This is a genomic window from Mesorhizobium montanum, from assembly GCF_033977145.1.
In the GTDB taxonomy this organism is placed as follows: Bacteria; Pseudomonadota; Alphaproteobacteria; order Rhizobiales; family Rhizobiaceae; genus Mesorhizobium; species Mesorhizobium montanum.
The window spans coordinates 38,584-54,571 of sequence record NZ_JAVIJF010000007.1 but is presented as its reverse complement, the minus strand read 5'-3'; the positions used below and the strand labels follow the sequence as shown (position 1 = coordinate 54,571).

General features: G+C 63.5%; 18 protein-coding genes. 7 read left to right on the top strand and 11 right to left on the bottom strand.

Annotation, left to right across the window (positions count from 1 at the left end):
* Nucleotides 1-159 precede the first annotated feature (159 nt).
* Nucleotides 160-927 (top strand): TerC family protein, encoded by a 768-nt coding sequence (locus tag RFM68_RS11195; protein WP_320232929.1) that lies wholly within the window; start codon nucleotides 160-162, stop codon nucleotides 925-927.
* Between the two features lie 23 nt (nucleotides 928-950).
* On the opposite strand, the gene RFM68_RS11190 is transcribed toward RFM68_RS11195, so the two are convergent.
* From RFM68_RS11190 to RFM68_RS11180, 3 genes are read right to left on the bottom strand one after another with little or no spacing between them, the layout of a single operon-like run.
* Complete coding sequence (locus tag RFM68_RS11190; protein WP_430694845.1) at nucleotides 951-1,379, bottom strand: SRPBCC family protein; 429 nt, start codon at nucleotides 1,377-1,379, stop codon at nucleotides 951-953.
* A 57-nt stretch (nucleotides 1,380-1,436) separates the two neighbouring features.
* A complete protein-coding gene (locus RFM68_RS11185; RefSeq protein ID WP_320232925.1) occupies nucleotides 1,437-1,829 on the bottom strand; it encodes a VOC family protein in 393 nt (130 codons plus the stop codon).
* Nucleotides 1,830-1,859: 30 nt separating this feature from the next.
* Nucleotides 1,860-2,342: an SRPBCC domain-containing protein gene (locus RFM68_RS11180; protein ID WP_320232923.1), complete on the bottom strand. Its 483-nt coding sequence runs from the start codon at nucleotides 2,340-2,342 to the stop codon at nucleotides 1,860-1,862.
* A gap of 51 nt (nucleotides 2,343-2,393) precedes the next feature.
* Here RFM68_RS11180 and RFM68_RS11175 point away from each other — a divergent pair, with 51 nt between their 5' ends.
* The 3 genes from RFM68_RS11175 to RFM68_RS11165 all read left to right on the top strand — a co-directional run bounded on the left by RFM68_RS11175 (nucleotide 2,394) and on the right by RFM68_RS11165 (nucleotide 4,009).
* Nucleotides 2,394-2,717 carry an ArsR/SmtB family transcription factor gene (locus RFM68_RS11175; protein WP_320232921.1) on the top strand — a complete coding sequence of 108 codons (324 nt, stop codon included), beginning with the start codon at nucleotides 2,394-2,396 and terminating at the stop codon, nucleotides 2,715-2,717.
* 200 nt (nucleotides 2,718-2,917) lie between these two features.
* A complete protein-coding gene (locus RFM68_RS11170; RefSeq protein WP_320232920.1) occupies nucleotides 2,918-3,667 on the top strand; it encodes a YebC/PmpR family DNA-binding transcriptional regulator in 750 nt (249 codons plus the stop codon).
* A 33-nt stretch (nucleotides 3,668-3,700) separates the two neighbouring features.
* A complete protein-coding gene (locus RFM68_RS11165) occupies nucleotides 3,701-4,009 on the top strand; it encodes an Rdx family protein (protein ID WP_320232918.1) in 309 nt (102 codons plus the stop codon).
* Between the two features lie 65 nt (nucleotides 4,010-4,074).
* Here RFM68_RS11165 and RFM68_RS11160 read toward each other — a convergent pair whose 3' ends face one another.
* Complete coding sequence (locus RFM68_RS11160; protein ID WP_320232916.1) at nucleotides 4,075-4,551, bottom strand: anthrone oxygenase family protein; 477 nt, start codon at nucleotides 4,549-4,551, stop codon at nucleotides 4,075-4,077.
* Nucleotides 4,552-4,680: 129 nt separating this feature from the next.
* Between RFM68_RS11160 and RFM68_RS11155 the strand changes: the two genes are divergently transcribed.
* Nucleotides 4,681-5,322: a TetR/AcrR family transcriptional regulator gene (locus tag RFM68_RS11155; RefSeq protein ID WP_320232914.1), complete on the top strand. Its 642-nt coding sequence runs from the start codon at nucleotides 4,681-4,683 to the stop codon at nucleotides 5,320-5,322.
* 275 nt (nucleotides 5,323-5,597) lie between these two features.
* On the opposite strand, the gene rpmE is transcribed toward RFM68_RS11155, so the two are convergent.
* Complete coding sequence (rpmE, locus tag RFM68_RS11150; RefSeq protein WP_320232912.1) at nucleotides 5,598-5,819, bottom strand: 50S ribosomal protein L31; 222 nt, start codon at nucleotides 5,817-5,819, stop codon at nucleotides 5,598-5,600.
* 205 nt (nucleotides 5,820-6,024) lie between these two features.
* Between rpmE and RFM68_RS11145 the strand changes: the two genes are divergently transcribed.
* Entirely contained in the window at nucleotides 6,025-7,827 is a 1,803-nt protein-coding gene (locus RFM68_RS11145; protein WP_320232910.1) for an ABC transporter transmembrane domain-containing protein, read from the top strand.
* 52 nt (nucleotides 7,828-7,879) lie between these two features.
* Here the strand turns inward: RFM68_RS11145 and RFM68_RS11140 are convergent, their stop codons facing one another.
* Together RFM68_RS11140 and RFM68_RS11135 are read right to left on the bottom strand one after the other, a co-directional pair.
* On the bottom strand, nucleotides 7,880-9,928 hold the full coding sequence (locus RFM68_RS11140; protein WP_320232908.1) for a DUF3857 domain-containing transglutaminase family protein: 2,049 nt from the start codon (nucleotides 9,926-9,928) through the stop codon (nucleotides 7,880-7,882).
* Nucleotides 9,929-10,084: 156 nt separating this feature from the next.
* Nucleotides 10,085-11,569 carry a carboxypeptidase M32 gene (locus RFM68_RS11135; protein WP_320232905.1) on the bottom strand — a complete coding sequence of 495 codons (1,485 nt, stop codon included), beginning with the start codon at nucleotides 11,567-11,569 and terminating at the stop codon, nucleotides 10,085-10,087.
* A 147-nt stretch (nucleotides 11,570-11,716) separates the two neighbouring features.
* Between RFM68_RS11135 and RFM68_RS11130 the strand changes: the two genes are divergently transcribed.
* Nucleotides 11,717-12,070: a DUF1304 domain-containing protein gene (locus RFM68_RS11130; protein ID WP_320232904.1), complete on the top strand. Its 354-nt coding sequence runs from the start codon at nucleotides 11,717-11,719 to the stop codon at nucleotides 12,068-12,070.
* Between the two features lie 55 nt (nucleotides 12,071-12,125).
* Here the strand turns inward: RFM68_RS11130 and RFM68_RS11125 are convergent, their stop codons facing one another.
* The 4 genes from RFM68_RS11125 to trhA all read right to left on the bottom strand — a co-directional run bounded on the left by RFM68_RS11125 (nucleotide 12,126) and on the right by trhA (nucleotide 15,843).
* Complete coding sequence (locus RFM68_RS11125; RefSeq protein WP_320232903.1) at nucleotides 12,126-12,551, bottom strand: hypothetical protein; 426 nt, start codon at nucleotides 12,549-12,551, stop codon at nucleotides 12,126-12,128.
* 355 nt (nucleotides 12,552-12,906) lie between these two features.
* Nucleotides 12,907-13,935 carry a peptidoglycan -binding protein gene (locus RFM68_RS11120; protein ID WP_320232901.1) on the bottom strand — a complete coding sequence of 343 codons (1,029 nt, stop codon included), beginning with the start codon at nucleotides 13,933-13,935 and terminating at the stop codon, nucleotides 12,907-12,909.
* Nucleotide 13,936: 1 nt separating this feature from the next.
* The gene (locus tag RFM68_RS11115) at nucleotides 13,937-14,959 is read right to left on the bottom strand and encodes a MotA/TolQ/ExbB proton channel family protein (RefSeq protein WP_320232899.1); all 1,023 of its coding nucleotides are present in this window, start codon (nucleotides 14,957-14,959) and stop codon (nucleotides 13,937-13,939) included.
* 191 nt (nucleotides 14,960-15,150) lie between these two features.
* Nucleotides 15,151-15,843 carry a PAQR family membrane homeostasis protein TrhA gene (gene trhA / locus RFM68_RS11110; protein WP_320232897.1) on the bottom strand — a complete coding sequence of 231 codons (693 nt, stop codon included), beginning with the start codon at nucleotides 15,841-15,843 and terminating at the stop codon, nucleotides 15,151-15,153.
* Nucleotides 15,844-15,988 lie beyond the last annotated feature (145 nt).

Below are 15,988 nucleotides of genomic sequence, written 5' to 3'. Positions count from 1 at the left end.
CCTAACTGGCGACGAAACCCGCGAAAACTGCACAGAGCGGCTCGGCGTTTTCATGAAACCGCCGAACCGCTCTAACTATTTGTTTTTACGAAATTCCGGACGGAAAACCGTCGCACACTTTTCCTGGAATTTCTTTGGATCGTAGAGGGGACGACCTTCATGCAGCTCATCGAGTTCCTGGCGCCGCACTTTGCCTTTGTTTCCGATCCGACCGCATGGGTAGCCCTTTTGACCCTGGTGGTGCTCGAGATCGTGCTCGGCATCGACAATCTGATCTTCATCTCGATCCTGACCAACAAGCTGCCGGAAGCGCAGCGCGCCCGCGCGCGCCGGCTGGGCATCTCGGCGGCACTGATCATGCGCCTCATCCTGCTCGCCACGATCTCGATCATCGTGCAGCTGACGGCGCCAGTGTTCACCGCCCTCGGCCACGGCTTTTCCTGGCGCGACCTGATCCTGATAGCCGGCGGCCTGTTCCTGGTCTGGAAGGCAACCAAGGAAATCCACCATACGGTCGACCCGCAGGACCATCAGGACACGATGGTCGGCGGCACGCTGCAGATGAGCCTTGCCGGCGCGATCTTCCAGATCCTTTTGCTCGACCTGGTCTTCTCGATCGATTCCATCATCACTGCCGTCGGCATGACCGACGAGATCGCCATCATGTATATCGCGGTGATCGTGGCGGTGAGCGCGATGATGCTGGCGGCGACGCCGCTCGCCAATTTCATCGCCAGGAACCCCAGCATCGTCATGCTGGCGCTGGGCTTCCTGCTGATGATCGGCATGACGCTGATCGCCGACGGCATGGGCTACCACGTGCCCAAGGGCTACATCTACGCCGCCATGGGTTTTTCCGCTCTGGTGGAGAGCCTCAACATGCTGGCGCGGCATCGCAAGAAGCAGGGATCGGGCGGCGGGCACTAGGTCGCGGCGGCACCAGCGCGCCGCTAAGCTGAAATGCCCTTCGGGTGACGGTCGCCGATCAGGCCGAGCGTCAGGCCCTGTTCCAGCCATGCCTTGGCTCCGGCCAGCACCAGCGAGAAGCCGCCCGTGGATTCCACCGCCTGATTGACCTGCTCGTCGCCGGAGCCGGCGAAGCCGAAATTGCGGACTTCGAGGAAGGTCGTATCGCCGGGCATCTTGGTGAAGGTCCAGACCACCGTGGTCGGCGGGTCGCTCCACTGCATGACGATCCTTTCGTTGGGAAACATCTCGCTGACCTCGACCTTGGTCGAGACGCCATACATGCGCCACTCCCATTCGACCGGCTTGCCGCCATCCAGCCGACCGGTTGAATGCGTGAACCAGAATTTCGTGGTGACGCCTGGATCGACGATCGCCTCGAAAACGTCGGCGACAGGCCGCCGGATCAGCATGGCAGTCTCGGCCGTCGGGGCTTGTTTAAGTTCCACGGGAATCCTCCTGGAAATGGGTCACGGCAGGTTGATCTGCCAGGAAACGCCGAAGCGGTCGTTGAGCCAGGCGAAACGCTGGCTGAAGCCGTAATTGCCAAGCGGCATCAGGAAGCCGCCGTCCTTGGAAAGAACGTCGACGATCCGCTCCAGTTCCGGTCCGGAAGAGCAGTCGACGAAGAACGAGAAGGACGGCGTGAAGGTGAAGGCGTGGTGCACTGGACTGTTGTAGATCCTGACCTCGACGCCGCCGATCGAGGCGCGCGCCAGCTTGAGCATTCCTTCCGGCCCGTCCTCGCCCGAGCCGTAACGCGTGATGTCGATGACATCGCTCTCCGGGATGGTTGCGCAATAGAGGGTCATGGCCTCCTCGGCCTTTCCCTCAAACATCAGGAACGGCGTTGCTTTCGGCATCGGGCGACCTCCACAGCTTGATATTGGGGCTCAGATGTTGCTCTCATTGGCCGGCTCGCCGCGCAATTCGCTGCGGTAATAGCCGTCGCGCAGGTTGATGCCGTATTCGAGATAGGCCTTCATGCAGGCAAGCATCTGCGACCAGCCCTCGCAGTTGAGGTAGGATTTCTTCAGGCCGACCTCGCCTTCTTGCCAGCCTGTCTCTTCGATGGTGACGAAGGTGCCGCCATCCTCCAGCGGCTCGAAATTCATCTCGATACGGGTCTTGTAGGCGGGCTTGCCCTGTGCATCGGTCGCGTCCCAGCGCAGCACGATGCGCTTGTCCTTGGTCACCTCGTCGACCTCGACAGGCACCATCTTCCACCACGTGACGGTCGTGCCCGCGACCAGCGGCGCCGAGGCGCCGCCGATGGTCGTGAAATAGCCGCTGAGCTTCGTCGGATTGGTTACCGCGTCGAAGACCTCGGCAACGGGTTTGCCGATGCGTCCGGAAATCTTGAATCCAAAGGACATATCCACAGCTCCTTCCTTGCTAGCCCAAACAATATGTTATATAAACATAACATGTCAAGCCAAACCGCGGACGACCATGTTTTCAAGGCCTTGGCGCATCCGCGTCGGCGCGAACTGCTGGATCGCCTGAAGGACCAGCCCCAGACCACCGGCGCGCTGTGCGAGTCCTTCCCGGACATGGACCGCTGCACCGTGATGATGCATCTGAAGGTGCTGGAGGAGGCCGACCTGGTGATTGCGAAGCGCGAGGGGCGTGAGCGCTGGAACCATCTCAATGCCTTGCCGATCAGGCAGATCCACGATCGCTGGATCAGCCAATATGCCGGCCACGCGATCAGCATCCTCGACCGGCTGAAGTCCGATCTGGAAGGATGAACGATCCTCTTCGGCGCCGATGCGACGGCGCGGCTGGACGAATTGAGCCGATTTATCTATAAGCCGGCCATTCCGATAAAGAGCGCCGCGTGCCTTCGCAGGCATGCCCGGGACGTTCTGAAATTGAATTCGAGCATTTGCGGATGGCGAGGTGGTCCCACGTCCTCCGTAATGCTCTAGCCGAACACGACAGGGGTGCCATGGCTGGCCATTCGCAATTTAAGAACATCATGCACCGCAAGGGCCGCCAGGACGCGGTGCGGTCGAAAATGTTTTCCAAGCTGGCGCGCGAAATCACCGTCGCCGCCAAGAGCGGGACGCCCGATGTATCGATGAACCCGCGCCTGCGCCTCGCTGTGCAGAACGCCAAGGCGGTGTCGATGCCGAAGGACAACATCCAGCGCGCCATCAACAAGGCGTCGATGGGCGATGCCGAGAGCTACGAAGCGGTGCGCTACGAGGGCTACGGCCCCGGCGGCGTGGCGCTGATCGTCGAGGCGCTGACCGACAACCGCAACCGCTCGGCCTCCAATGTGCGGGCCGCCTTCACCAAGGCCGGCGGTGCGCTCGGCGAAACCGGCTCGGTGTCCTTCATGTGGAACCGCGCCGGCGAAATCTACTACCCGGCCTCGGCCGGCAGCGCCGACAAGGTCATGGAAGCCGCGATCGAGGCCGGCGCCGACGACGTCGAGTCGGACGAGGATGGCCACACCATCTATTGCAGCTTCGAAAACCTCGGCGACGTGTCGAAATCGCTGGAAGCCGCGCTCGGCGAAGCGGAGTCGGTGAAGCCGATCTGGCAGCCGCAGAACAACGTCCCGGTCGACGAAGAGCGGGCGCAGTCGCTGATGAAGCTGGTCGCCACACTCGAGGATGACGACGACGTGCAGAGCGTCTACGCCAATTTCGAGGTCGACGACGAGACCATGGCCAAGCTCAGCGCGGCCTGACCGGCCTGAGATGAGATCAGGACTCAATCCGGCATGAACGAGAAGCCGCTTCCGACCATCCGCATCACCTACTGCACGCAATGCCTGTGGCTGTTGCGTGCAGGCTGGATGGCGCAGGAACTGCTCTCGACCTTCGGCACCGATCTCGGCGAGGTGACGCTGGTGCCGGGCACCGGTGGCATCTTCACCATTGCCTGCAACGACGTGCTTGTCTGGGACCGCAAGCGCGATGGCGGCTTTCCGGACGCGGCAAGGCTCAAGCAACTGGTGCGCGACGTCATCGATCCGGAGCGCGACCTCGGCCATGCCGATCGCAAGGGCCATACAAAGGACCCCGCCTAGCTGCGTTGATATTCAGGCGAGGCTCTGCCCTGAATCCGAACGCAGCTTCGCGTGCGAAGCGCCTTTCAAATCAGTGCCATGATGAAGCAGGCCATCGCCACGATGGCGGTGATGGTGCGCACATGGTTCCACATCACCCATTCGCTCAGATAGTTCGTCCACACGGCGGCGCCATTGGCGCTTGCCGGATCGACGGCGGCCAGCGCATCGTTTAGCGGGACGTTGAAGACCATGGTCACGATCGGGTTGCCGACGAAATAGATCACGGCGCCGGCAAGCAGCCAGTAGGAACCTGACTGGCTCCAGCCGAAGAGAGCTGCAGCGATGAGCACCAGGCAGATGAGGCCGGTGCCGAACAGCGCCGTCATGAAGGTCGGCGTGATCACCGTAATGCTGATCGAGTTCATGGCCGCGATGCCGCTTGGTACGGGCAGCCGGGCAAGCGCCGCCATGACGAAATTGGAAAAGGCGAAGAACACGCCGCCAACGACGCCCGCGCCAATGGCTGCGATGAAGGTGAGGGTGGGAAGAAGTTTCATCATCTCAGTTACTCCAGGTGTCGGGTTCTGGGTTGATTTCTAAATGTGATAAACCCTCACATTTGCAAAACGTGATAAACCCTCGTATTTTTGGAGTCAAGCCAGATTTCGAAAAATCGCCCGGAGACAGCCATGGATGAAAAAGTCACCGCGAAGCCGGACCAGGCCGCCGTCGCTTCGCCGCGCCGGTCGCCGAGCCAGCAGCGCAGCCGCGAGCGGGTCGAGCGCATGCTTGCGGCGGCCTCGGCGCTGATTGCCGAGCAAGGCAGCGATGCCATGCGCATGGGCGAGGTGGCGGAGCGGGCAGAGGTGTCGATCGGCTCGCTCTATCAGTTCTTCCCGGACAAGCGGGCGATCGTCTGGGCGCTGGCCGAACGCTACACCGCCGAAAGCCAGGCCTGCATCTCGGAGGCACTGAAGGATGTCGGCGATGCCGAAGGATTGAAGCAGGCGTTTTCGGAGCTGGTCGACATCTATTACCGGCTGTTCCTGGCCGAGCCGGTGATGCGCGACATCTGGTCGGGCACGCAGGCCGACAAGGCGCTGCGCGAACTCGAGCTGGCCGACAGCCGGGCCAATGCCGAATTCTTGGTCGCGGTGCTCAAGCGGCTGCGGCCGGCCGCTGATCCAGTCGAGCTGGAGACGATCGCGTTCCTGGTCTGGCAGATGGGCGAGGCCGCCATGCGGCTGGCGATCTCCGTCGATCGCGAAGAGGGCGACAGGCTGGTCGCGGCCTACAAGGCTATGGCGCTGAGGGAGTTGGTGGGCGAATAGGGGGCTTGACGAAATCGCCGGCCAGAGCACCCTCTTCCCGTCACTATGCGGGGAGAGGATGCCGGCAGGCAGGTGAGGGGGCGGCGCAAGCCTATGATATTAGGCGCCTTAAAAGGTGCACTGTCACTGAATTCTTTAGCCAATCGTGGAGGCTGGCGCTGCCCCTCATCCGCCCTTCGGGCACCTTCTCCCCGTTTACGGGGAGAAGAAATTTGCGGCCAACAAAAAACCCGCATCGAGGCGGGTTTTTGATCTGCGACAAAGCGGATGCAGGCTTAGAGGCCGAAACCCTCAAAACGCTTCTTGAACTTCGACAGGCGGCCGCCGCGGTCGAGCAGGGTCTGGTGACCGCCGGTCCAGGCCGGATGCGTGGTCGGGTCGATGTCGAGGTTCATCGTATCGCCTTCCTTGCCCCAGGTCGAACGGGTCTGGTACTCGGTGCCATCGGTCATGACGACCTTGATGGTGTGGTAATCGGGATGGATATCGGCCTTCATTGTCGTGTTCCTGGCTTGCCGGCGCCGGTGACGGGCCTATGGCCTGCGTCGATGCGCCCCTTTTTAAAACTCGAAGCCGCAGCTAATGAAAAGCCACGGCTTCTAAATCGGTCGGCGAGCCTATACATCAGCCGGAATTGAATCACAAGGCCGTGGCAGGCGCATATTGAAGCGCATGACCAGCTGGCGGCCAGAGGAAACGCTCATGGCGGATATCGGTGTCAGTGGAGACGAGCGCAGGCGCTCGGTCCGGCCGCTCAGAAGCCTTTTCCCCTACGTTACGTGCTACCGGAAGCTCGCCATCGGCGCCATCATCTCGCTGATCGTGGCGGCAGTGACGACGCTCGCCTTGCCGATGGCCGTGCGGCGCATGATCGATCACGGTTTCCAGGCTGCGGGCTCCACCTTCATCGCGGAGTATTTCGCGGCGCTTGTTCTGATGGCGGCTTTGCTGGCGGCGGCCTCGGCCAGCCGCTACTATTTCGTCATCACGCTCGGCGAACGGGTCGTCGCCGACATACGCCGCGACGTTTTTTCCCATGTCACGACACTGTCGCCGGCGTTTTTCGATCGCTCGCATTCGGGCGAGATCGTGTCGAGGCTTGCCGCCGACACCACTCAGGTGAAGTCGGCGGTCGGCGCCACCGCCTCGGTCGCGCTGCGCAATGTCATCCTCGGCCTCGGCGCGGTGGCGATGATGATCGTCACCAGCCCCAAGCTTTCGGGCCTGGTGATCGCGGCCATCCCGTTGATCGTGCTGCCGCTGGTCGCCTTCGGCCGCTCGGTGCGGCGCAAGTCGCGCATGGCGCAGGATACGCTTGCCGAAGCCACCGCCTATGCCAGCGAGCAGATCGGCGCGGTGCGCACGCTGCAGGCCTTCACCAACGAGAAGCTGGTCACCGGCCGCTTCGCAGGCGCCGTCGACGCCGCTTTTGAGGCGGCGCGGGCCTCGGTGTTCGCACGCTCCTTCCTCACCTTCTTCGCCATCTTCATGATCTTTTCCTCGGTGGTGGCGGTGCTGTGGTTCGGCTCGCGCGACGTGCTTGCCGGCACCCTGTCGGCCGGCACGCTCAGCCAGTTCCTGCTCTACTCGGTGTTTGCCGCCGGCGCGCTCGGCGCGCTGTCGGAGGTGTGGAGCGAGCTGTCGCAGGCTGCGGGCGCCGCAGAGCGGCTGACGGAGATCCTGGCCGAGACGCCGGCGATCCGGCCACCGGTCGATCCGCTTCCCTTGCCGGCCACGGCCAGGGGCGCGATCAGCTTCGACGACGTTTCCTTCTCCTATCCGGCGCGGCCGGATCGAGCCGCCGTGCATGGCCTCAGCTTCCAGGTGAAGCCCGGCGAGACGGTGGCGATCGTCGGGCCCTCGGGCGCGGGAAAAAGCACCGTCTTCTCGCTGATCCTGCGCTTCTACGATCCCGAGAGCGGCCGCATCGTCATCGACGGCGTCGACGTGCGCGAGGCTGATCCGGCCGCCGTCCGCCAACGCATCGCGATCGTGCCGCAGGACGTCACCATCTTCGCCGCCAGCGTCCGCGACAATATCGGCTTCGGCAGGCGAGGCGCCAGCGATGCCGACATCGAGGCCGCGGCCAAGGCGGCCCTTGCCGACGAGTTCATCGCCAGGCTCGACAAGGGCTACGACAGCCAGGTCGGCGAGCGCGGCGTGACGCTGTCGGGCGGCCAGCGCCAGCGCATCGCGATTGCCCGCGCCATCCTGCGCGACGCGCCGATCCTTTTGCTCGACGAAGCGACCTCGGCGCTCGATGCCGAGAGCGAGACGCTGGTGCAGACGGCGCTTGAGAGGCTGATGCGCGGCCGCACCACCATCGTCATCGCGCACCGGCTGGCGACGGTGCTCAAAGCCGACCGCATCCTCGTCATGGAAGGCGGCCGCATCGGAGAGGAAGGCACGCATCAGAGCCTGGTCGCCAAGGGCGGTATTTACGCGCGGCTCGCCAAGCTGCAGTTCGAAACCGGCGCCAGCGCTTTCAAGGGCGCTGCGGAATGACGGTATCGCGGGGGCTCGAGCGCCCTTCGCGGGCAAGCATCGCGCCGCGCGGCTACCAGCGCCGGAAGGCCATGAAAAGCGGGATGCCTACAAAAACCGAGACCAGCAGCAACCCGCCAATGACCTGCTGTTTGGATCTGTCGGGGGCGGCGACGGGCGCTGGATCTTCGGGCGCATCCTGATAGGCAAAGTTGAAGGACCAGTCGGTGTTGTCGCCGACGTCCTTGACCGACTTCAAATAGTCGCCGATCGCCTTGGCCGGAACCTCACTCGCCAGTGTGTGGAAGTCCCACTTGACCTCGAAGGTGGTCGGCGTGTTGTTCCACGACGATTTCAGCGAGAGATAGGGCGTCGTGACATTCTTCATCTCCTCGCCGGAAAACCTTGCCTTCAGATTGCTTACCGTTATGGCGTGGCTGCGATAGACCGGCGCTCCCAGCGCGATCGGACCGACGCGGTCCACCATGGTCGGTGTCGGCAGGTCGGTGCCGAGATCGGCCGCCCTGATCGGAAAATTCTTGGCGAGGTCGTTGGCGGCCAGCGCCTGCGCCGGCAATTGGTAGCTCTCCCGCACATTGATGATGTTGCCGTCGCGATTGTCGAAGATCTCGAGCTTGGCCGCGCTCTGGATGCCAGGATAACGCTTGCTGTAATATTTCAGGTAGGAGTCCGACAGGTCGCTCAGCGACCGGCTGGCGAGGCTGCTGCGCATGTCGTCGGCTTCGGCGCCCTCATAGGTCGAAAACACCGCCAGCGTCAGATGGCCGCCGGGCTGGTCGGGAAAGGAAAAGTCCTCGGCGACCTTGATCGACGGGCCGGTCAGCTGCGGACTGGGCATCTTCTCCAGTTGGCCGTTGCCGAACAGCGGCAGGGCAAAGCCGTAGTCCGGTTGCCAGAAGTCGCCGGCATCGCCGCCCTGCAGGTAATTGGTGGCGTCGAGCCAATAGGTCTTTGTGCCGATCGTTGCCTTGACGATGGCATGGTCGAAAGCGCGTATTGCCGGCAGACGCTGGTCCAGCGCCCGCCCCTTGTCGAGGTCGGCCAGCGCCACCTGCGCCGGGATACCCAGCCGCTGAAGCGCCGAAGCCAGCAGCAGAGCCTTGTCCTTGCAATCGCCGAAGCCGCTCTGGATGACCGTCGCCGGATCGCGCGGAATGTAGGAGCCGGAACCCATCGAGAGGCTGACATAGCGGATCTCGTCCTGGACGAGACGCATCGCCTGGATCAGGCGATCCTCGGGCTGCGGATGCTTCGCCGCGATCTCGTCCAGCTTGGCCGCGAAAGCGGCGGGAAAGGTGGTCGCCGGCTTGTAATAAGGCTGGACGGCATCGACCACGCTCTGCCAGCTGGCGGTCGAGGAGACGTCGATCGAGCCCCATGGGGGAAACTCCGCCGGCAGGTTCTCCTCGACCTTGATCGGCTTCGGATTGGCGATCTCCCAGAGATAGACAGTGTCCGATCCTGAGGCGGTGACGACGGGTTTGACCCCGGTGCCGCGCGGCTTGATCGCCAATGGCTGCGCGGCCGGCCAGATAACGCTGGTGCGGATCAACCCGACCGGCTCGTCCCATTCGGTCGAGAAAGTATCGAAGAACAGATCCTTGCCGATGAGCGGCGTGGTCTCATAAGTCTCGCCATAGTCGACGATATCGCCGACACGCACGTCGTCGATGTTGACGTGAGCGGTCAGCCAGCCGTCATAGACGCCTTTTTCGGCGTCCTTCTCCTGCCAGAAAATGTCGAATTTGACGTCGGCCAACCGGTCCAGCACCTGGCCGTCGCGGATGATGCGCAGATGATTGAGCGTGACCCTGTGGCGCGAGGGATCGAACTGCAGGTCGATGCCGGCGCCCCGCTCCAGGCCGGGGCGGTCGACTATTCTGTAGACCGAGCGCGAATAGTCGTCGTAGCCGTGATCGCGATGGATGATCTGCTCGTCCGCCAGCAGCCATGAAATGCCGTTCTTGATCCGGTCGGCGCGCGCCGGATCGGCCGACGGGATATCGACCGTCTTGATCCAGTCCGGCGCAGGGCCCTTGCGGACGATCTCATCCGCGCCAGCTCGCGAGACCAGGCCGGCCAACAAGACCAAAAAGAGCAAGAGGCAGCGCAAAGACCTGCCTCCGCGAAGACTGCTACCCACCAACAATCCAAGCCCGTTGACGCAAAGAGGTTCTTTGTCAGAGTCTTTCCCGCCAAAGTAAAGCCCCGGCCGAGCATGTTTTGCGCGTCTGGCTCGCAACCGTCGATGGACGCGTCAGTTGCCGTACCGCCTTTGCAGGTGCTCGGTGAAATAAGCGGCGTTGAGCTTCTCGCCGGTGGCGCGCTCCAGCAGTTCGGGCGTCGACCAGTGCGAACCCCGCGACCAGATCCTGTCACGCCGCCATCCGTTCATGACGCTGAAATCGCCCTTGGCGAGATCCTCGTCGGCGGACGGGTGCTCCCTGGTCAAGGCCGCCCATTGCTGCGCCGCCATCATGGCGCCCAGCGTGTAGGAAGGGAAATAGCCGAAAGCGGCGCCCGGCCAATGCACGTCCTGCATCGGTCCGTCGGCCGGGTTGTCGATGGTCGCGAGGCCGAGATAGTCGCGCATCTTGGCGTCCCATGCCTCGGGCAGGTCGGCGACCTCCAGCCTGCCGGATACGAGCTCCTGTTCGAGCTCGTAGCGCAGGATGATATGCAGCGGGTAGGTAACCTCGTCGGCGTCGACGCGGATCAGGCCGCGCTCGACATGGTGGACATGCGGCAGGATGTCGTCGAGCGACCAGGCTTCGCCGAGATGTTTTTCGACCACCGGCAGCGCCCAACGCCAGAAGGCCGGATTGCGGCCGATCTGCTTTTCGACGAACAGGCTCTGGCTCTCATGCACGGCCATGCCGCGCGCCCTGCCGAGCGGCCAGTGCGACCAGGCTTTCGGCAGGTTCTGCTCGTAGAGCGCATGGCCGGTCTCGTGCAGCACGCCCATCAGCGCCGACAGGAAATCGGAGGTCTTGTAGCGGGTGGTGATGCGAACATCGGTCGGCACGCCGCCGCAGAAGGGATGGTGCGACACCGACAGCGAACCATGCGTGAGGTCGAAGCCGACGGACGCCATCATGGCAAGGCCGAGCTCGCGCTGCCTGTCGATGGCATAGCTGCCGGAGAGCGGCTTCAGCGGATGCTTGGCCAGCCGCGCGTCCTGCACAGCCAGCGCGCGCGGCAGGAAGTCCTTGAGAAAGGCCTTCAGCTCGGCGAACACGGGCGTGATGTCGGCGGCGCGGTTGCCTGGGTCGTACTGCTCCATCAGCGCGTCATAGGGGGCAAGGCCAAGCACGTCGGCGCGCAAGGCGGCTTCCTCGCGCACCAGGGCGACGACGCCTTCCAGCGCCGGCAGGAAGCCCGCCCAGTCGTTCTTGGCGCGCAGGTCGCGCCAGAGCTGCTCGGAACGCATGCGCGCCACCGTCTGCCGCTCGACGAATTCGACCGGCAGGCAGGTGAGGTTGGTGAATTGCCGGCGCAATTCCCGCACCGCCGCCCGCTGCTCCTCACTCAGCGGCTCGGCTTCGGCGGCGGCGATCCAGTCGCCGATCTCCGGCGCCGTGGCCTGGCGGTGCAGCATGCCGGCAAGCGAGGACATCGCCTCGGCGCGCTTCTCGCCGCCGCCGACCGCCATTTGCGTCGCCTCGTCGGCGCCGAGGATGGCTAAGGCATGTTCCAGCGCTTCGAGCTTGTGGCCGAGTTCGTCGAGTTTTTGAAAGGACATGGGATATACCTGGCTGCGAGTTGGCTGGCGCGAAAAGATACCAAGGCATCGAGCTTGGCAACCCTGATCGGCCGGGATCGGATCAGCCGTCTTGCCATGTGCTGCTGCTGCGTGATCAATGCCGCGAACAAACTTCTGGAGGGGACAATGATCGGCAATATCCTGGTCGGGCTGGTGGCGCTGATCCATTGCTATATCGTCTATCTGGAGATGGCGCTGTGGGACACGCCGCGCGGCCACAAGGCGTTCAAGCTGACGCCGGAATTTGCCAGCGCCTCGAAAGTGCTTGCCGCCAACCAGGGGCTGTACAACGGCTTTCTCGCCGCGGGCCTGATCTGGGGGCTCTATCTTGGCGCGGGCGGTTTCCAGATCAAGATGTTCTTCCTGCTCTGCGTCACTGTTGCCGGCCTCTACGGCGCGGCGACCGTCGGCCGCAAGATCCTCCTCATCCAGACGGTGCCGGCGGCGCTCGCCATCGTCGCGCTCCTGCTCGGCCTTTGAGCCAAAAGGACGCCCTCGGAGCCAGGTCCCGCGGGCGCCAGGTAGTCCCTTAAGGTCAGCCGTTCGGATAATTCCCGCCGTCGGAGCCGTCGCCCATCATGAAGCCGCTGCCGGTGTCGTTCCTCAGCCTCTGGTCGACATTGTCGAGCCTCCGCAACAGGTCATGGTATTGCGCGGCGGGGATCCTGCCATGGTCCGAAGCGGCGACATGCTCGGCGGCCTGGCTGATATGCGCGGCGCGCATATGCAGTTGCCGCGCCTCCGAGGCCGAGATGTTGTTCGCTTCCCGGGCGTCGGTGATGCCCTGGTTCACACCCTGGACCTGCTCGATCAGGCTGGTCACGCGCGGCCCGGTCATATCGGTCGGGTCGCTTGCGTCGAGGACCCCCTTGCGGTGTCCCGCGGCATAGGCGCCAGCGAGCGGGGCGGCGATCAGGACCGCAGCGAGAGTTACAGTCTTGAGAGATGTTGAAGCGCGCATAGCGGCGCATCCTCCTACCAGGGAAGGAAGCGGTCGCGCCGCCAGCCTTCCGACCTTCCGGGGCCGTCCAGTTCCGTCGCGTCGCGATGGGAAGCATCGCCGGCGGTCCCCGGCCCTGCTTGGCAAGTTAGGAGCGTCAATTTGCGATGTGTAATTAAAAAAAGATAATGTTTTCAGGCCTTGCCGCCCCGCTTTTGCGCCCTAGAGTTGAGCCGGCAAACAATTTCGCGTGACTTCGCGTGATCTTAAAGCGCGTCGCGATCTTTCAGGTTCGCTCCATGCGCTTTAGGTACTTGATTCTGCGCATGTCTTTGTCCCGAAGCCGGTTCCCACTTTCGGGAGGTGTGCTTTTAAATCAACGTTCGGTGAGTTTGAGCTCAATGCGGCGGTTCTTGCCGCGCGCTTCGTCGGTGTCGGCAGGGTCGAGCGGCTGGAACTCGCCGAAGCCGGCGGCGACAAGGCGGTTGGCCGGCACGCCGTTCTCGATCAGGAACTTCACCACCGAGGTCGAACGCGCCGTTGACAGTTCCCAATTGTCGCGATAGCGGCCGGTGCCGGACAGCGGCTTGTTGTCGGTATGGCCGTCGACGCGCAGCACCCAGCTGATCTCCGGCGGGATTTCCTTCTGCAGTTCGATGATGGCGTCGGCGAGCTTCTTCATCTCGACCTTGCCGGCATCGTTGATCTCGTCGGAACCGGTCGGGAACAACACCTCCGACTGGAAGACGAAGCGGTCGCCGACGATGCGGATGTTCTCGCGGTCGGCGAGGATCTCGCGCAGGCGGCCGAAGAAGTCGGAGCGGTAGCGGTTGAGTTCCTGGACACGCTGCGCCAATGCGACGTTCAGGCGGCGGCCGAGATCGGCGATCTTGGTGTTGGAGTCGTGGTCGCGCTGCTCGGAGACGTTGAGCGCATCCTCGAGCGCGCCGATCTGCTTGCGAAGCGCTGCGATCTGCTGGTTGAGGATCTCGACCTGGCTCAGTGCCTGCTGGCTGATCTGGCGCTGGTTGCCGAGCTCGCCGGACAGTTCGGCGGCGCGCTTGTTGGCCGCGTCGCCGGCGCCGGCGCCCTGCGCCAGCAATTGTTCGAGCCGGCTCTTTTCGGCTTGCGCCGCCGACAGCGACGCCTGCAGGTTGGCGAGCGAATCTTCCTTGTCCTGCGAGGTCGACCGCTCGAGCGCCAAAAGTTGGGTCAGTTCGTTGATCTGCGAGTTGAGGCGGTTCAGCACCGTGTCCTTGCCGGAGATCTCGCGGCTGAGCAGGAACTGCGCCAGCACGAAGACGGTGAGCAGGAACATGATCGCCAGAAGGAGCGTCGACAGCGCGTCGACGAAACCCGGCCAATAGTCGATGCGGCGGTCGGCGCGCCGTCTTGCCAGCGCCACGTCAGTGGACCCCTTGCTTCTTCAGCGCGTCGGCGATCTTTTCCAGCGTGTTGCGCATCGCCTTCTGCTCGTCGGACTGAGCCTCGACCCAGTCGCGCATGATCTGCTGTTCGGAGCGCATGTTCTTCACCAGGCCCGAGATGCCGTCGGCAAGATTGGCCATGGCGGTGGCGACGCGCGGATTGGAGCCGCCGCCATTCTCCTGCAGGCTGCGCAGCCGCTCGGACAGCAGGCGGATGTCCTCGGAGGAATCGACGGTCTTCGACGTGTCGGAGACGACGATGTCGGACGACAGATCGGTGACCGATGAGAGCCAGTTTTCGAGCTCCGTGTAGAAGCGGGTCTGGGCGCGGCCGGCCTGCAGGTCGAGGAAGCCGAGGACCAGCGAGCCGGAAAGGCCGAATAAAGAGGACGAGAAGGCGGTGCCCATGCCGGCGAGCGGCGCCGACAGGCCCTGCTTCAGCGCGTCGAGCACGGCGGCGGCATCGCCGGTGCCCGGGTCCAGCGCCTCGATCGTCTCGCGGATCGAGGCGATGGTGTTGAGCAGGCCCCAGAAGGTACCGAGCAGGCCGAGGAACACCAGGAGGCCGACCAGATAGCGCGAGGTGTCGCGGCTTTCGTCGAGGCGGGTGGCGATGGAATCGAGCATCGTGCGCATCGAGGAGGTCGAGAAGGCCATCGAGGACGAACGGCCGATCATCGCCTTCATCGGCGCCAGCAGGACCGGCTCGGTGGTTTCGGAGCCGGCTCGGAAGGAATTGACCCAGCGCACCTCGCGGAACAGCCGCCCCACCTGCGTGAAGGCAAGCAGGATGCCGACTGCCAGCACGCCGACGATCAATCCGTTGAGGCCTGGATTGCTGGAGAAGGCGGTCGAGATCTGGCGGGTGAGGATGGCGGCGATGAAAGCGACGATGATCAGGAAGATCATCATGGTGAGCAGGAACACCTGCGGGCTCGACAGCTTGTGCGGATCATAGACCAGGACGTCCGATCGCCTGCCGAAGGATCTGAGAAAAGCCATCCGTGCCCCGTTTCCGATGCCACCGCCGCAGAATTGCCGCGACTCTAAACGGAATTGTGACCAAATTGAATGGCGCTTGGCAATATAGCCCGCTTAAAGCGCGTCGCGCCAACGCGCTTTAAGCCTTTGTTTCGATGCATGTCATTCTCCCAAAAACCGCTGCGCACTTTTTGGGCGACATGCATCGGGCTTCAGAACCGGTTGACGACCAGGCAGTCGACCATGGCTGCCAGATGCAGGCCGGCGCCGGTGACGACGAAGCCGTGCCAGACGGCATTGTGGAAGCGCAGGCCCTTCCAGGCGAAGAAGATGACGCCACAGGAATAGACGATGCCGCCGGCGATAAGCAGCGCCACCGAGGTCGTCGGCAGCGTCTCGACCAGCGGTCCGGCCAGCACCACGCCGCTCCAGCCGATGGCGAGATAGAAGACGATGGCCAGTCGGTCGTAACGGCCGGGCAGGAACATCTTGATGGCGATGCCGGCCGCAGCCGCGCTCCACACGACGACGATCATGGCCAGCGCCAGCGGCGAGTTGTGGAGCTGCGCAAGGAAGGGCGTGTAGGTGGCGGCGATCAGGAGATAGATCGCGGCATGATCGAAGCGGCGCAGGATCCATTTCGCCGGCCACGACACCGGCCACAGATTATAGGCCAGCGACACCGAAAGCACGGTGAGCAGCGAGACGACGTAGAACACCGCGGCGACATACTCGCCCGGGCCGGAGTGGAACGCTGCGAGCGCCAGGAAAGTCGAGCCGGCGGCGATCGCCAGGACGATGCCTACCGCGTGGACGATCCCGTCGGCAATCATTTCGGCGCGCGAATAGTGCCAGCGCCCCACGAAGGGGATTTCAAGCTGGGTATCTGGCCGCGTGTCGTTCATCAAATGGTCCTGCTACCCTATCTGGGCTGTTGCAGGTCAGTATTTCAAGATTCGGTTGCGGTTTTGCGACTACGGCGCCGCGCGTCCTTTCGACGCGCAAAGGAGGCTGCGGCACTTGGATATGCGCCGGGGGCGCATCGGCGCG

Bases quoted from the DNA above. Each gene is read 5' to 3' on its own strand.
- RFM68_RS11195 (WP_320232929.1), top strand. From the start codon at position 160: ATGCAGCTCATCGAGTTCCTGGCGCCGCACTTTGCCTTTGTTTCCGAT.
- RFM68_RS11190 (WP_430694845.1), bottom strand. From the start codon at position 1,379: ATGCTGATCCGGCGGCCTGTCGCCGACGTTTTCGAGGCGATCGTCGAT.
- RFM68_RS11185 (WP_320232925.1), bottom strand. From the start codon at position 1,829: ATGCCGAAAGCAACGCCGTTCCTGATGTTTGAGGGAAAGGCCGAGGAG.
- RFM68_RS11180 (WP_320232923.1), bottom strand. From the start codon at position 2,342: ATGTCCTTTGGATTCAAGATTTCCGGACGCATCGGCAAACCCGTTGCC.
- RFM68_RS11175 (WP_320232921.1), top strand. From the start codon at position 2,394: ATGTCAAGCCAAACCGCGGACGACCATGTTTTCAAGGCCTTGGCGCAT.
- RFM68_RS11170 (WP_320232920.1), top strand. From the start codon at position 2,918: ATGGCTGGCCATTCGCAATTTAAGAACATCATGCACCGCAAGGGCCGC.
- RFM68_RS11165 (WP_320232918.1), top strand. From the start codon at position 3,701: ATGAACGAGAAGCCGCTTCCGACCATCCGCATCACCTACTGCACGCAA.
- RFM68_RS11160 (WP_320232916.1), bottom strand. From the start codon at position 4,551: ATGATGAAACTTCTTCCCACCCTCACCTTCATCGCAGCCATTGGCGCG.
- RFM68_RS11155 (WP_320232914.1), top strand. From the start codon at position 4,681: ATGGATGAAAAAGTCACCGCGAAGCCGGACCAGGCCGCCGTCGCTTCG.
- rpmE (WP_320232912.1), bottom strand. From the start codon at position 5,819: ATGAAGGCCGATATCCATCCCGATTACCACACCATCAAGGTCGTCATG.
- RFM68_RS11145 (WP_320232910.1), top strand. From the start codon at position 6,025: ATGGCGGATATCGGTGTCAGTGGAGACGAGCGCAGGCGCTCGGTCCGG.
- RFM68_RS11135 (WP_320232905.1), bottom strand. From the start codon at position 11,569: ATGTCCTTTCAAAAACTCGACGAACTCGGCCACAAGCTCGAAGCGCTG.
- RFM68_RS11130 (WP_320232904.1), top strand. From the start codon at position 11,717: ATGATCGGCAATATCCTGGTCGGGCTGGTGGCGCTGATCCATTGCTAT.
- RFM68_RS11125 (WP_320232903.1), bottom strand. From the start codon at position 12,551: ATGCGCGCTTCAACATCTCTCAAGACTGTAACTCTCGCTGCGGTCCTG.
- RFM68_RS11115 (WP_320232899.1), bottom strand. From the start codon at position 14,959: ATGGCTTTTCTCAGATCCTTCGGCAGGCGATCGGACGTCCTGGTCTAT.
- trhA (WP_320232897.1), bottom strand. From the start codon at position 15,843: ATGAACGACACGCGGCCAGATACCCAGCTTGAAATCCCCTTCGTGGGG.